Here is a 13,960-nt window from a genome sequence, read left to right on the forward strand (position 1 = left end):
CCAGACTGCTCCATCCCGCGTCCGGTCTTAACTAAAAAAGCTAAGTGATTGTGAATAATTGTTGGCCTAGCTATTCAAACTAGCAATACTTATCGAAATAAGAATTGGTTGCGGGAGCTGGATTTGAACCAACGACCTTCGGGTTATGAGCCCGACGAGCTACCAGACTGCTCCATCCCGCGTCCGGTCTTAACTAAAATAGTTAAGTGATTTGAATAATTGTTGGACCTAGCTATTCGAACTAGGCAATTCTTAGTACACCAAGAATTGGTTGCGGGAGCTGGATTTGAACCAACGACCTTCGGGTTATGAGCCCGACGAGCTACCAGACTGCTCCATCCCGCGTCCGTTTAATGCGGGGCGGATAGTACGCAGAGAGCTTCGATATTACAAGAGATTATTTGCTAAATGTTGTTGATTGCCGATTATTTATCCGTATGAGGCTTTTACTACTGATCCGTACTAAAACAGGTATAATCCTCGGGTTAAATAAATAGAGTATAAAAATGGCTGATTTTTTCGCTTCGACCGCTAAAGGTTTAGAAAGCTTATGTTTAGATGAATTAAAGGCGTTAGGCGCACAAGAGTGCAAACAAACGGTTGCCGGTGTGAGTTTTACCTGTGATTGGCCAACGGCTTATAAAATTTGTATGTGGTCACGTGTTGCGTCGCGTATCCTGTTACGTTTGGTTGAAACCCAAGCCGACAACGTAGATGAACTCTACCAAGCCGCATATTCGATACCTTGGAATAAGTATTTCAACGTCGATCAAACATTTTCAGTGCATTGCAGTGGAACCAACCACTATATAGACAATAGCCAGTTTGGCGCACTAAAAGTTAAAGACGCCATTGTTGATCAGTTTAATAAAACAGTGGGATCTCGTCCTAACGTAGCTAAAACCGATGAAGACGCACGAATAGTGGTGCGCTTGGCAAGCAAGTACTTGGCTATTTCTATTGATTTATCTGGTGCATCGTTACACCGCCGTGGTTACCGTACCGAGCAGGGTGAAGCGCCAGTTCGAGAAAACTTAGCGTCTGCATTGGTCACCAGAAGTAATTGGCAAGAGAAGTATCTTATCGACCCAATGTGTGGCTCAGGTACCATTCTTATAGAAGCTGCGATGCAAGCAGCAGACATTGCGCCAGGCCTTAATCGTAGTTTTGGTTTTGAACGTTTAAGCAATTTTGCCAAATTTGCATGGAGCGATATTCAAGCAGATGCAAATGCTCGTGCAGAAACGGGCTTGGCCAACTGTAAGCAACGTTTGATTGGTTACGACATTGACAGACGTATGGTAGCCGTAGCTAAAGCTAACATTGAGCGCGCAGGTTTAAGCGATATTATCTCCGTTCACGTTCATGATGCAGCACATTTGCCGGCAGCACCTAATGAACCGGGTTTGATTCTATCTAACCCTCCTTATGGTGAGCGCCTGGGCGAGTTAACCAAACTTATCGGCTTGTTTTTATCCTTTGGCGCCAGCGTAAGAGAGAATTACCCTGGCTGGCGCTTATCTTTGTTTACCGCAGCACCTGAATTACTGGATTACTTACGTTTACGCAGTGACAAGCAATATAAGTTTCTTAACGGGGCACTCAACTGTGTACTGAAAATCTATCAAATAGGCGAGGGCGGGCAAGGCTCGCAACGTAAATACGCCGAAGACTTTGTTAACAGATTACTAAAAAATAAAAAGAAACTGCAAAAGTGGATTAAGCGAGACGACATCACTTGTTACCGTTTATACGATGCAGATCTGCCTGAATATAACGTAGCAGTAGATTGCTACGATGATTATGTCATTGTTCAAGAATATAGAGCGCCAAAAACTATTGAGCCAGCTAAAGCTCGCCGCCGTTTAATGGATTTGCTTACTGGCTTATTACAAAGTGATTTAGTAGCCAACGACAAGTTAGTTATCAAACAGCGTTCGCAACAGAAAGGTCGCCAGCAGTATGAACGTAACAGCGATGAAAAAGAGCGCTTTGTTGTTCAGGAGTATGGCGCGCAGTTTTACGTTAACTTAACCGATTACTTAGATACTGGCTTGTTTCTCGACCACCGCAACATGCGCCACTATATTCAGCAAAACAGTAAAAGCAAATCGGTACTAAACCTGTTTGCCTATACTGGGTCAGCAAGTGTGCATGCTGCTATTGGCGGAGCATCTAAAGTCACCACAGTAGATATGTCGAATACCTACCTTAACTGGGCCAAAGACAACTTCCGGTTAAATCAGTTACCCATTAATAAACATGAGTTTATTCGAGCTGATTGTATGGCTTGGCTGAAGACCCAAATATCACAGCGCTGGGATTTAATATTCCTTGATCCTCCTACTTTTTCTAATTCCAAGAAAATGGAAGAAGTGTTTGATATACAAAAAGATCACATTGATTTATTGGCCTCGGTTTCTCGCTTGTTAAATCCTGGCGGCAAACTGATTTTTTCAAACAACAAACGCCAGTTTAAAATGGATAAAGACGGACTGGCTAAGTTAGGCTTATCTGCCGAAAATATCTCAAGTCAGTCGCTTTCGCCTGACTTCGAACGAAATAAACAAATCCACAATTGTTGGATGATTCACAAGGATTAGTTGTATGACTTGGGTTTTATATAGTACCGACGGATGCCATTTGTGTGAGGACGCTAGAGCATTGATTCTAGCGAACCCCAATATTCATGCATTAACTGAACAAGACATTATTGACGATGAGTCTTTGGTAGAGCAGTTTCGCTACAGTATTCCGGTGCTTTGTCACGAACCTAGTCAGCAAACAATTAATTGGCCATTCGATGCCAGCCAGTTAGAACAATTTATAGAGAGCTGTACGTGTTAGTAAACCTACAAGATGCGTTGTTAGCATATGGGGATACTCCCTTGCTAAACAAAGCTAATTTACAGATAAACAAAGCTGAACGAGTGTGTTTAGTAGGGCGCAATGGCGCTGGTAAAAGTACTTTATTGCAAGTTATCGAAGGTGCGGTCTTACTTGATTCTGGCGTACGTCAATTAGTCAATGACGTTGTTATTACGCGCTTGCAGCAAGATCCACCTGAAGCCAGCGAGCAACGCATCTTTGATTACGTCGCAGAAGGCAAACCACATATTGGTAAGCTACTTAGCGAGTTTCATCATTTAACGTCGAATATCGATGAAAACGCGACCGATCAACAGCTCAACCGGATGCAGCAAGTACAACATGAAATTGATGTTGTAGATGGTTGGAAGTTTGACAGTGAAATACAACGTGTTCTCACTACAATGAAGTTGGATGGTGATGCACCACTGCAAGGTCTTTCTGGCGGTTGGTTACGTAAAGTGGCTCTTGCTAAAGCGCTGGCTGGTGAACCCGATATATTGTTGTTAGATGAGCCTACCAACCATTTAGACATCACAACAATTAAGTGGTTAGAAGAATTTTTACTTAACTTCAAAGCCACCATCGTATTTATCAGTCACGACAGGGAATTTATTCGCAAAATTGCCACTAGAATTGTTGATATTGACCGAGGTGTTTTAACCTCATGGCCAGGCAATTACGACACTTATTTAGAAGGTAAAGCTGAATGGTTGCGAGTAGAAGAAGAGCAAAATGCCCTTTTTGACAAACGCCTAGCCGAAGAAGAGTCTTGGATCCGCCAAGGCATTAAAGCGCGAAGAACTCGCAATGAAGGCCGAGTGCGTGCCTTGAAAGCAATGCGCAACGAACGTAGTGAGCGGGTTAATCGCCAAGGTAATACTAAAATGCAAATCGACGATGGTTTGCGGTCAGGTAAAATCGTATTTGAAGCAGAAGGGCTTACCTTTTCGTACCCGAATGACGATTATCCCATTATCTCGCCAATAGACTTATTGGTTATGCGAGGCGATAAAATTGCTTTAGTTGGCGCAAACGGGTGTGGTAAATCTACCTTAATTAAAATCTTACTTGAACAGCTAACTGCTAGTGGGGGGAGTGTAAAAGTAGGCACAAAGTTAAGCGTTGCTTATTTCGACCAATATCGCCAAGAGCTAGACCCCGATAAAACACTTTTAGACAATTTGGCTGGCGGAAAGCAAGAAGTCGAAATTAATGGCGGAAAGCGCCATGTTATGGGCTACTTGCAAGACTTTTTGTTTCACCCTAAACGTGCATTTACCCCGGTTAAAGCGCTGTCTGGGGGGGAAAAAAATCGTTTGATGTTAGCAAAACTATTTTTAAAGCCCGCTAACTTGCTGGTTTTAGATGAACCAACCAATGATTTGGATGTCGAAACGCTGGAGTTACTAGAAGAATTGGTCAGTCAGTACCCTGGTACTGTGTTGTTAGTAAGCCACGATCGTAGCTTTATTGACAATACCGCTAGCCATGTTTGGCATTTTGACGGCAAAGGTAACGTGAGTACTTATGTGGGTGGTTATTCGGAAGTAGAGCGCTACATAGAAAGCCAAAATAAACTAGCCCCAATAAAGTCGACAGAAAAATCTGATGTTGTAAACCGTGTAGGTAAACAAACTAAGAAGCTGTCATATAAATTAAAACTCGAACTTGACCAGTTACCTGAAAAATTGGAAGCTGCGGAAAACTTAGTTGAAAAACTACAGCTCGATGTTAACGAACCAGAGTTTTTTAACCTAGAACAGGATCTGGTTCAACAGACACTAAATAGTTTAGCCAGTGCAGAAGAGGCTTTAGAAAACCTCTATTCGCGTTGGGAAGAATTGGAAGAACTAAAAAATTCATGAAGAAGTCTATTTTAAATTGCTCATTGAGCTTAGCATTCGCGCCTTTATTGTTGTCAGCAGGGTTTAGTCATGCTGCGCAAACCGAATCTTATTACTTAATTGAAGAAATTCCCTTAGAAGCGGCTAACGGGCTTGCAGAAGGTGATGGCAACATCAACGTAACCGCAGCAAGTGAAGACGGTAACTATGTAGCGGGTAATGCGTTAACCTTTAGAAGTCCATTTCGCTTTTATGATTTTTCAGACCGCACTACCTATGATTATGGCTGCCAATATGCGAGCGAAGTGTGTAATTTGTTTTATTACGGGACAGGTAGCTTTTACGAGTTGTATCGCGACAGACTAAGAGACCAAAGTAGTAAACTGTATAAATCGAATGTATTAGCTTTTATAAGCGAAAGGAATATTTCTGGGGCTCATACAGATGGAAAAAACATACCACCGTTACCGACGTGGGATACCGTTAATGAAAAACTCTATGTTTTCGATGATATAAGTAACGATACTTATACTACGGATACTCGAGTAAATAGTATTAATGGGGAGTTAGGTTGGGCCGTGGGGTACGATTCTTCGCCCTTCACAAGCGATACTGGCTCCAGCTATGCACGAGACTTTATTCAGCGCGGTTTCGCTTACAATTTGTCTACTCAGGCTAAAATTACATTGTTACCTACTGCTTTTAATAGCAGTGGAGATTTAGCAGACGACAAAGGTGGCTTGTCTTCAGGTTTACAAATCATTGAGAAAGATGGTCGAACACTGGTCATTGGATTAGCTAGTGTCAGTTATTCAAATTCTGATAGTTTTGGCGAGTGTCAGACTGGTAACAGAGAAAACTATTACCGCTGTTCTGGTTTTCATACTCAAGCCTGGGCATGGGACATTACAGATGCCCTAGATGGTGATCAAGTTACAGGAGAGCTCTTCGTAGATGGTTACGTGCGCTCTAGATACGGTAATGCACCGAATTTCAATTTGATTAAAGATTATAATGGAGAAGTGTTTGTTGGCATTTCTTCGGACGACGTCTTTGACAGTACAAATGGTTCGCGAGGCCGCGCGACATTTTACACCGATAATGGAGATGGAACCTACAAACTTACCAAGATCCCTAATATTGCGATTGATGGAGATAATGATCAGTTTGAAGATTCTGTTACCCATACTTGGGCAAACGCAATTAACAACCAGTCTCTAGTGGTTGGTAACTTGCGCTATGTTGAAGTTAAGTCACGTAACCGTCCTGTTGAAGGTTTTGTTTATGACAACGAGGAAAATTCTGAAAACTATCAAGAAGTTAGATGGCCGCTAAGAAACAAACCGTTTTCGGGCGCCAATAGTGAATTTAGCGATATTAACGATAGTGGAATAATCGTTGGTTGGCGTGATGGTGACGGAGAAGAACAGCCTTCTTACAATGGCACTACCCGTCGCCAAACTGGTATGATTTTAGATTACAATCGCTTTCTAGAAGGAAACTCTTCTTACACATGGACCTTAAATCAGCTTACGTGTTACGAACAAAATGGTGAACCACAAATTCCTTTATATCGGTTTGAGTATGCTACTCATATTAACGACGAGGGTGAAATTTTTGCAAACGGTTACCACTACGAGACTGCAGAAGACTTTGTAAATGGTGTTAATCCACGAGCGGTATTACTTAAACTGGTTAGAAACCCTGCTGTAACCGATATTGATAATTTAGCGGTGTGTCCACAAATTGAAGAGGTTAAGTATGAGCGAAAAGGTGCAAGTAGCCTTTGGTTGGCGTTGCTGCTCTTACCTGTTGTTTTTGTGAGACGTTTCATAAAACACTAATTTGTCTTTTTAGTGCCACAAAAAGATCAAATAGTTAGCGAATAATCAAAAAATTTGTTTTTGATCTTTGTAAATTGTTAAGCGATAGTAGATCAGGAGCCCTAGGGCTCCTGTTTTGTTTTCTGATCTTGATGAGGAAGAAGTCTATGAAAAGACAAAAACGCGATCGTTTAGAAAGAGCGCATGCCAAAGGTTATCAAGCAGGGTTATCAGGAAGGTCTAAAGAGACTTGTCCTTACGGCGGGGCCGACGCAAGGGGTCATTGGTATGGGGGTTGGCGAGAAGCTCTTGAAGAACGCGTTTCAGGATTAGATAATAACTAAAAAAAAAGCCCTTTTTAAAGGGCTTTTTTAGGTTAAAAGAGTTATTTAGAAGCTTGAAGTATCAGTGAACAAACCAACTTTTAAATCATTCGCCGAATAGATTTCTCGGCCATCTACTTCAACAACACCGTCAGCAATTCCCATCACTAGCTTACGCATAATTACGCGTTTCATTTTGATGCGGTAAGTGACTTTCTTCGCAGTAGGTAGTACCTGACCAGTAAACTTCACTTCACCTACACCTAGAGCACGACCTTTACCTGGCCCACCGCTCCAGCCTAAGAAAAATCCAACTAACTGCCACATAGCGTCTAAGCCTAAACAACCAGGCATTACTGGGTCACCAGGGAAGTGGCAATCAAAAAACCAAAGATCTGGGGTAATATCTAACTCGGCTATAATCTCACCATTGCCAAACTCGCCGCCTTCATGCGTAATCTTGAGGATTCTATCCATCATTAACATGTTGGGTGCAGGTAATTTACTATTGCCTTCTCCAAACAAAAGGCCTTGGCTACAATCGAGTAATTCTTGGCGTTCGTAACTAGTTTTGCCTAGTTCTTTTTGCGAAACCTGAGTCATGGATAATACCTTTAAAAAATTTGCCGATACTTTAGCGAACACGTGTGCGCTAAACAAGTCCGATGTCCAATTAATTTATCAGAGTTTGAATAAACGAGTAATTCTCTTTATTAAACAAGCTAGGAGGCTAGGTTCTCCATCATCTATATTTACTCGTTTGAATATTTTTCCATAAACCGAATCCGGTTCATAAAGATCGCCTGCAGGCACACCAAATACTAGTTTAGCCGCTTGCTCAATAGTCTCTACTGTAAAAACGCTAAACAGGCCATCTGTACACGCGTCTAATAAGTCTTTACTAAGATTTAGTTGACCTAAGTTGGCGCTAGGAATGATAGCCGCTACTGGAGTATCCACTCCCTTAGTTTTAGCTACTCGATAAAAGCCTTCTAGTTTTTCGTTTATCCCGCCAACCGCGAGTACATTACCTTGCTGGTCTAAGGAGCCGGTAACGGCTATATGTTGAAAAATTGGCAGTTCAGATAGGGCACTGAGTAAAACCAATGCTCCAGCTAGAGAGGCACTATCGCCATCTATTTCATGATAAGACTGCTCAAATACTACATTGCCGGAATACGGGAAATGATGTTCTTTAGCAAATAATTGAGTCAGAAACCCTTGAATTATCATCATTGACTTAGCGTGAATGTTACCCGCTAATTCAGATTTTCGTTCTACATCAGTAAAGTCCCCGTCGCCTTGAAAAACGTTCGCCGTGATCCTAATCGGTTCTCCAAATGAGAGGCCTAAGCCATTAAAATCAATAACCGACAGGCCGTTTATCTGACCTACTTGTGTACCACTTAAACTAATGTGGGTTTGACCGTCTCGATAAGACAGGTCACTAAAACGTTGCTGGCTGTTAATATTGTTGCCTAAGGTTAATAAAGCTTGCTCAAAACCAGTCTCATTATGTGCTAAGCCTAAGTGATTAAGGCGCTTTAAAGGTTTGAGTATCTGGTTTAAACCCAAACTCAGTAAGGCGTTGTGCTCACAGAGTTTTGCTGCAAAAGACAATACCGGCTGGTATAACTCGTGGGACAATTGCGGTAGATCTAATTGCTTTAACTCATAATTTAATTGGCTTAGGTACCAATTAACAGAGTCAGCATTTACGCTTACTTCACTCAATAACTCTGTTTCTGCAATGCTTAATTTGCTTAACTCTGGGTCCAGCTCATACAAATCCGATACGGCAATCGCATTACCCGAAATAATCAATTTAATATGCAAAGGTAAATCACTAGCTTGCAAATAAGTTTTATCTGCGTCTACTTTTGACCAAGCAAGGGTTTGCTCTTTAAAGCTAGCTTTTAGTTCAAACCAAAGTTTAGGGTCGGCTAACACATCTTCAGCATTTAAAACTAATACACTATTGTTGCTTGTGTGGAGGTGCCCAAAATTGATGTTATTTAAATCATATGGATAGTTAGGATGAGGAGCAAGTAATTGGCCAAACAAACTTACCCGGTTAAAATCCGTGCAAAATACCGCAGCGTGATTGGTTTCCCACGCTTTGTAATAAGCATTGCAGTTAACGTTTTCAGGATTTTCCTGCAAGAAGCGAAACAGCCTTTCTAGAATCTGAACAAAAGCTGTTTCAAAAGATTCATCCACAAGTTTTTGCAAAATTGAACTTAGCGACTGTTTATTGTTTTCTTCTAAAAATTGCATATCTTCAGCGAATTCTGTCGCTAGCAACTCAGCACTAAAGTCTTGGTTTAATAACTCTTCAAAGGCATCAATCGCTTGATTGAAAGCAGTTAGTTGTTGAGCGCTAATTTCAAAACTTAAAGGTCGATTAAGTTGCTCCGGGTTAGCCAACATAACGTAAGCTTTTGCTGCTCGCCTAGCATCACCATTATTGAGTAAGCTTTTGATGATAGCTTGTTCTTCTAAAAAACTCGGCGACTGACAAATCATGAGTGATTTATCAAAATTTGTTGCGAGAAAATAATCAAAACTGGCTTTAGCCACGGGCATTAGGTTTGACCACTGCAACTCAGCACAAGGCTCAATGTTGCTTAAATCAAAACTAGGGCGTAACTTTTTAATCGATAGGGCTAAATCAGTCAAATTGGCTTTCCGTTAAACATACATATTTTTGTGTGTAGTAATTATTAGCTAAAACAGTTTGTTACAGCGTCTTATAAGACAATAGCTGCAATCCAACCAAAAACCAACAAGGGTAGGTTGAAGTGTAAAAATGTGGGCACTACAGTATCCCATATGTGGTCGTGCTGACCGTCGCTATTTAGACCCGCTGTAGGCCCTAGTGTAGAATCTGAAGCGGGTGACCCTGCATCACCTAACGCTGCTGCAGTGCCAACTAGAGCGACCGTTGCAAGTTCAGAAAAACCTAATGACAAGGCAAGTGGTACATATATGGCTGCAATAATCGGAATTGTTGAGAAAGACGAACCAATTCCCATGGTGATGAGCAGTCCCATTATAAGAAGTACTGCTGCGGCAAACATTTTGTTCGAGCCTAATATTTGGCCCGCATTGGCTACCAATTCAGGCACGCCACCGGTTGCTTTCATCACGCCGGCAAAACCATTAGCGGCAATCATGATGAACCCGATTAAGGCCATCAATTTAACGCCTTCTACGAATAAATCTTGGCTGCTTTGAGGGCGTAATCCTGCGGCGGTAGTAAGCATTAAAAAGCCACAAAGCGCACCAATAATGATGGATTCGGTATAAACGTTAATCGCAAGCGCCAATAAGATAATGACAACATTCATTACCAAGCGGCCCTTGCTCACGGGTGTTGATGTTTGTGTTTCCGATTCAGTTGGAATTAGCTCAACAGTCTTGTATTGACGAGGTTTTCTGTATGAGACAAAAATTGCAGTGAGTAAACCCACTATCATTCCTATAGCTGGGATTGTCATTGCTTTAGGCAGTTGGCTGCGTTCAATTACTAAACCAGCACTTTCAATATTGGAATGTAAAAGCTGATTCAAAAAGATACTACCAAATCCATAGGGCAGCCACATATAGGTGGTCACTAGGCCAAAGGTAATACAGCAGGCAATGATCCGCCGGTCAATATTCAGTTGATTAAAAGCCGCGAGTAGTGGCGGAATTAAAATAGGGATGAAAGCAATATGCACGGGTACTAAGTTTTGCGAACTGACAGCCATTAAGATAATAGCCACTAGCATTAGCCATTTTAATCGAGATAGGTGTTTATCTCTGTTTTTGTCCACTGTAGAGACAATTTTGTTTGCAATAAGGTCGGTTAAACCACTACGTGATATTGCGACTGCAAATGCACCTAACAATGCGTAGCTGAGCGCAATTTGCGCACCATCTCCTAGGCCAGCTTCAAAGCTGGCAATGGTATCCGCTAAGCTCATATGAGAAAGCAAACCACCCACCATAGCACTTACCGACAAAGCAAGTACTACATTCACTCTTAACAAGCTCAATAACAGCATCAAGCAGACCGAGATAACCACAGGGTTTAACATTTATAATTCCAATTTAGTCTTGTTCGTCTTGCTGAGGAAGCGGCCAGCCGCCAAGGTGTTGCCATTTGTTCACAATTAAACAAAATAGCTCTGCAGTTTTTTGTGCGTCATAAAGGGCAGAGTGTGCTTCTTCGTTATTGAAAGCTAGACCCGCTTCTTTACACGCTTTGGCCAACACCGTTTGCCCTAGGGCTAAAGCGCTGATACTGGTTGTGTCAAAGCTAACAAAAGGATGGAAGGGGTTTCGTTTTATATTGCAACGCTCAACCGCTGCGTTAAAAAAGCCCATATCAAACGCCGCGTTATGCGCAACCATGACCGCTCGATTACAGCCGTGTGACTTGAGCGCTTTGCGAATCGGTTTAAACATGTCTTTTAGCGCAAAGTCTTCGCTTACGGCGCCACGCAATGGGTTTTCTGGATCTATACCAGTAAACTCCAATGCCGCTTTTTCTAGGTTTGCGCCTTCAAAGGGCGCGACGTTGTACTGAATACTCTCAAGTACAAACAATTGGCCGTTTTCATCGAAGCTAAGTAAACAAGCTGCAATTTCAAGCAGGGCATCAGTTTTTGCATTAAAGCCTGCTGTTTCGATGTCTATAACAACAGGGTAATAGCCTCTAAAGCGGCTAGACATTAGCTGGGTAGTGAGTTCTGTTATGGTCATAATGTGGGTAACTAAATACGGAAGCGCGCATTATTACAAAAGCGGCAAAGAATCGCGAATTTGCTTTAAAGATTATTGGCCAGATGCCGATAATTTGTAGAGAAAAGAGGATTTCTGCTAATGAAACGTTATTTATTGTTGCCTTTGGCGCTGTGCGCATTGTCGGCTCAAGCCAATGTACGAAACTATACCGCGTCACTTGATGACTCGACATGGGTGATTTCAAACAAAACCCCAATTGAATGCAGAATGGATCACTTCATTCCTGCTTTTGGCGTTGCCAGTTTTGTTAGTCGCGCATCTAAAAGCGTAAATCTCGATTTCTACCTCGACATGTACAAAATTTCGGCTGAAACTCACCAAGTTTCTTTACGCAGTGTTCCTCCACTGTGGAAGCCAGGTGCAAGTTCAAAAAAAATCAGCGAACTGTCGTTTTACCAGCAGTTTGATGGATATGTAAACGCGCAACCCGCTTGGAGAATGTTGAGCGAGTTAGAAGATGGTAATGTGCCTACCTTCTATTTCGATGATTGGTACGCTAATAACAACACCACCGCAGTAGGTATTTCCTCGATTAATTTCAAAACCCAATATAACGATTTTTTGAAGTGTGTAGGGCGCTTGTTACCTTATTCTTTTGATGACATTGCGTTTACGGTTTTAACCTATCAATCCAACAGTAATGAATTAACTCCTCGCTCTAAAAAACGTTTGCAGCTAATCGGTGATTACGTAAAACACGACCCTGAGATTGATGTGGTATTAGTAGATGCTTATACCGATAGCTATGGTGGTAAATGGATTAACCAAGAACTATCAGAAAAAAGAGCAACAAAAGTTAGAGATTACTTTAAATCTAGTGGCTTAGATGAAAGTGTTATTGAAGTGTCAGGTCATGGTGAGCGTCGCCATGTAGCACGTAACGATAATACTATGGGAAGAGAGCGAAATCGCCGAGTGGTGATCTCCTTAGGTAAAGATTTACTTTAAGCACTAGAACTTAAGATGGAGTAGAGCTTAAAGCTCTACTTTTTCTTTGGTGGGGAGTACTCGCACAAATCTTCGATAATGCACGAACCGCAACGAGGTTTGCGCGCGATACAAGTATATCTGCCATGTAAGATAAACCAATGATGAACATCTACTTTAAATTCAGCTGGTGTCACCTTTAGCATTTTTTCTTCAACTTGATCGACATTCTTGCCCATTGCAAATTTGGTTCGGTTCGCCATCCTGAAAATATGAGTATCAACTGCGATAGTTGGCCAACCAAAAGCAGTGTTCAACACAACATTAGCGGTTTTACGACCAACGCCGGGAAGTGCTTCAAGTGCTTCACGGTTTTCTGGTACTTCGCCACCATGAAGGTTAATTAACATCTCACAGGCTTTAATGACGTTAATGGCCTTGTTGTTATACAGGCCAATGGTTTTAATATAGGTTTTTAAGCCATCGACACCTAAATCAAATATTTGCTGAGCAGTATTGGCCACAGGAAATAACTTATCAGTGGCCTTGTTGACGCTAACATCAGTCGCTTGGGCTGACAATGTTACAGCGACGAGTAATTCAAATGGAGATGCAAAGTTTAATTCTGTTTCAGGCTTTGGGTTATTGTCTCTGAGCCGAGTTAATATTTCTAAACGTTTATCTTTGTTCATGATTGAGGCGTACTTTCCATGTTTGAGGCTTCGTCAGGCTGCTTAGTGTTAACTTTACTGTCGATAATGTTTTTTAAAGCAATGATAAACCCCATTACCAAAAATGCGCCAGGCGGCAGTATGGCAACTAAAAAGTGTTCGTCGAAATTGACTAGCTGAACATACAAAAATGACGACCAATCACCCAACAACAATTCGACGCCATAGAATAAACTGCCGTTACCTAATAACTCTCTAATTGCGCCAACTAATGCTAATACCAAGCCAAAACCTAGGCCCATCATTAAGCCATCAAACGCAGCCGGTTTTACTTCATTACGTGCCGCAAAGGCTTCCGCGCGACCAATGATGATACAGTTTGTCACGATCAAGGGAATGAAGATCCCGAGGTTTTGATACAAACCATAGGTATAGGCATTCATTAATAGTTGGATACAGGTAACAAAAGACGCAATCACCATTACAAACACTGGAATACGTATTTCCTTAGCAACCCATTTACGAATTAGCGAAACCGTAGTGTTAGAAGCAATAAGCACTAGCATGGTGGCTACACCTAAACCTATCGCGTTAGTTAAGGTCGAGGTCACTGCCAACAGTGGGCATAAGCCAAGTAACTGCACTAAACCTGGGTTATTCTTCCAGAGTCCTTGCCACGCTAGTTTCTTATATTCACTCATCTCAAATCC

General features: G+C 41.8%; 12 protein-coding genes and 2 tRNA genes. 6 read left to right on the forward strand and 8 right to left on the reverse strand.

Annotation, left to right across the window (positions count from 1 at the left end):
* Nucleotides 1-105: 105 nt before the first annotated feature.
* A tRNA-Met gene (locus FFR00_RS09295) sits at nt 106-182 on the reverse strand.
* 86 nt (nt 183-268) lie between these two features.
* A tRNA-Met gene (locus FFR00_RS09300) sits at nt 269-345 on the reverse strand.
* A gap of 161 nt (nt 346-506) precedes the next feature.
* Here FFR00_RS09300 and rlmKL point away from each other — a divergent pair.
* The 5 genes from rlmKL (at nt 507) to rmf (ending at nt 6,882) form a co-directional block, all read left to right on the forward strand.
* A complete protein-coding gene (gene rlmKL / locus FFR00_RS09305) occupies nt 507-2,603 on the forward strand; it encodes a bifunctional 23S rRNA (guanine(2069)-N(7))-methyltransferase RlmK/23S rRNA (guanine(2445)-N(2))-methyltransferase RlmL (RefSeq protein WP_137673125.1) in 2,097 nt (698 codons plus the stop codon).
* A gap of 4 nt (nt 2,604-2,607) precedes the next feature.
* The gene (locus tag FFR00_RS09310; protein ID WP_137673126.1) at nt 2,608-2,847 is read left to right on the forward strand and encodes a glutaredoxin family protein; all 240 of its coding nucleotides are present in this window, start codon (nt 2,608-2,610) and stop codon (nt 2,845-2,847) included.
* Nucleotides 2,841-4,736, forward strand: a complete 1,896-nt coding sequence (locus FFR00_RS09315; RefSeq protein ID WP_137673127.1) for an ABC transporter ATP-binding protein — start codon at nt 2,841-2,843, stop codon at nt 4,734-4,736. The genes FFR00_RS09310 and FFR00_RS09315 overlap by 7 nt, the downstream gene beginning before the upstream one ends.
* 23 nt (nt 4,737-4,759) lie before the next feature.
* Entirely contained in the window at nt 4,760-6,559 is a 1,800-nt protein-coding gene (locus FFR00_RS09320; RefSeq protein ID WP_161985136.1) for a DUF3466 family protein, read from the forward strand.
* A 146-nt stretch (nt 6,560-6,705) separates the two neighbouring features.
* Nucleotides 6,706-6,882 (forward strand): ribosome modulation factor, encoded by a 177-nt coding sequence (rmf, locus tag FFR00_RS09325; protein WP_137673129.1) that lies wholly within the window; start codon nt 6,706-6,708, stop codon nt 6,880-6,882.
* Between the two features lie 45 nt (nt 6,883-6,927).
* On the opposite strand, the gene fabA is transcribed toward rmf, so the two are convergent.
* The 4 genes from fabA to rnt form a co-directional block, all read right to left on the reverse strand.
* Nucleotides 6,928-7,464, reverse strand: a complete 537-nt coding sequence (gene fabA, locus FFR00_RS09330) for a bifunctional 3-hydroxydecanoyl-ACP dehydratase/trans-2-decenoyl-ACP isomerase (protein ID WP_137673130.1) — start codon at nt 7,462-7,464, stop codon at nt 6,928-6,930.
* A gap of 78 nt (nt 7,465-7,542) precedes the next feature.
* Nucleotides 7,543-9,540 carry an AAA family ATPase gene (locus tag FFR00_RS09335; RefSeq protein WP_137673131.1) on the reverse strand — a complete coding sequence of 666 codons (1,998 nt, stop codon included), beginning with the start codon at nt 9,538-9,540 and terminating at the stop codon, nt 7,543-7,545.
* Between the two features lie 71 nt (nt 9,541-9,611).
* Entirely contained in the window at nt 9,612-10,943 is a 1,332-nt protein-coding gene (locus tag FFR00_RS09340; protein ID WP_137673132.1) for a Na+/H+ antiporter family protein, read from the reverse strand.
* 13 nt (nt 10,944-10,956) lie between these two features.
* A complete protein-coding gene (rnt, locus tag FFR00_RS09345) occupies nt 10,957-11,610 on the reverse strand; it encodes a ribonuclease T (RefSeq protein WP_137673133.1) in 654 nt (217 codons plus the stop codon).
* A 120-nt stretch (nt 11,611-11,730) separates the two neighbouring features.
* Between rnt and FFR00_RS09350 the strand changes: the two genes are divergently transcribed.
* Nucleotides 11,731-12,600 (forward strand): OmpA family protein, encoded by an 870-nt coding sequence (locus FFR00_RS09350; protein ID WP_137673134.1) that lies wholly within the window; start codon nt 11,731-11,733, stop codon nt 12,598-12,600.
* Nucleotides 12,601-12,635: 35 nt separating this feature from the next.
* Here the strand turns inward: FFR00_RS09350 and nth are convergent, their stop codons facing one another.
* Nucleotides 12,636-13,271: an endonuclease III gene (gene nth / locus FFR00_RS09355; protein ID WP_137673135.1), complete on the reverse strand. Its 636-nt coding sequence runs from the start codon at nt 13,269-13,271 to the stop codon at nt 12,636-12,638.
* On the reverse strand, nt 13,268-13,951 hold the full coding sequence (locus FFR00_RS09360) for an electron transport complex subunit E (protein ID WP_137673136.1): 684 nt from the start codon (nt 13,949-13,951) through the stop codon (nt 13,268-13,270). Before FFR00_RS09360 ends, nth begins: the two co-directional genes overlap by 4 nt.
* Between the last annotated feature and the right edge of the window lie 9 nt (nt 13,952-13,960).

The organism is Agarivorans sp. Toyoura001 (assembly GCF_005405585.1).
In the GTDB taxonomy this organism is placed as follows: domain Bacteria; phylum Pseudomonadota; class Gammaproteobacteria; order Enterobacterales; family Celerinatantimonadaceae; genus Agarivorans.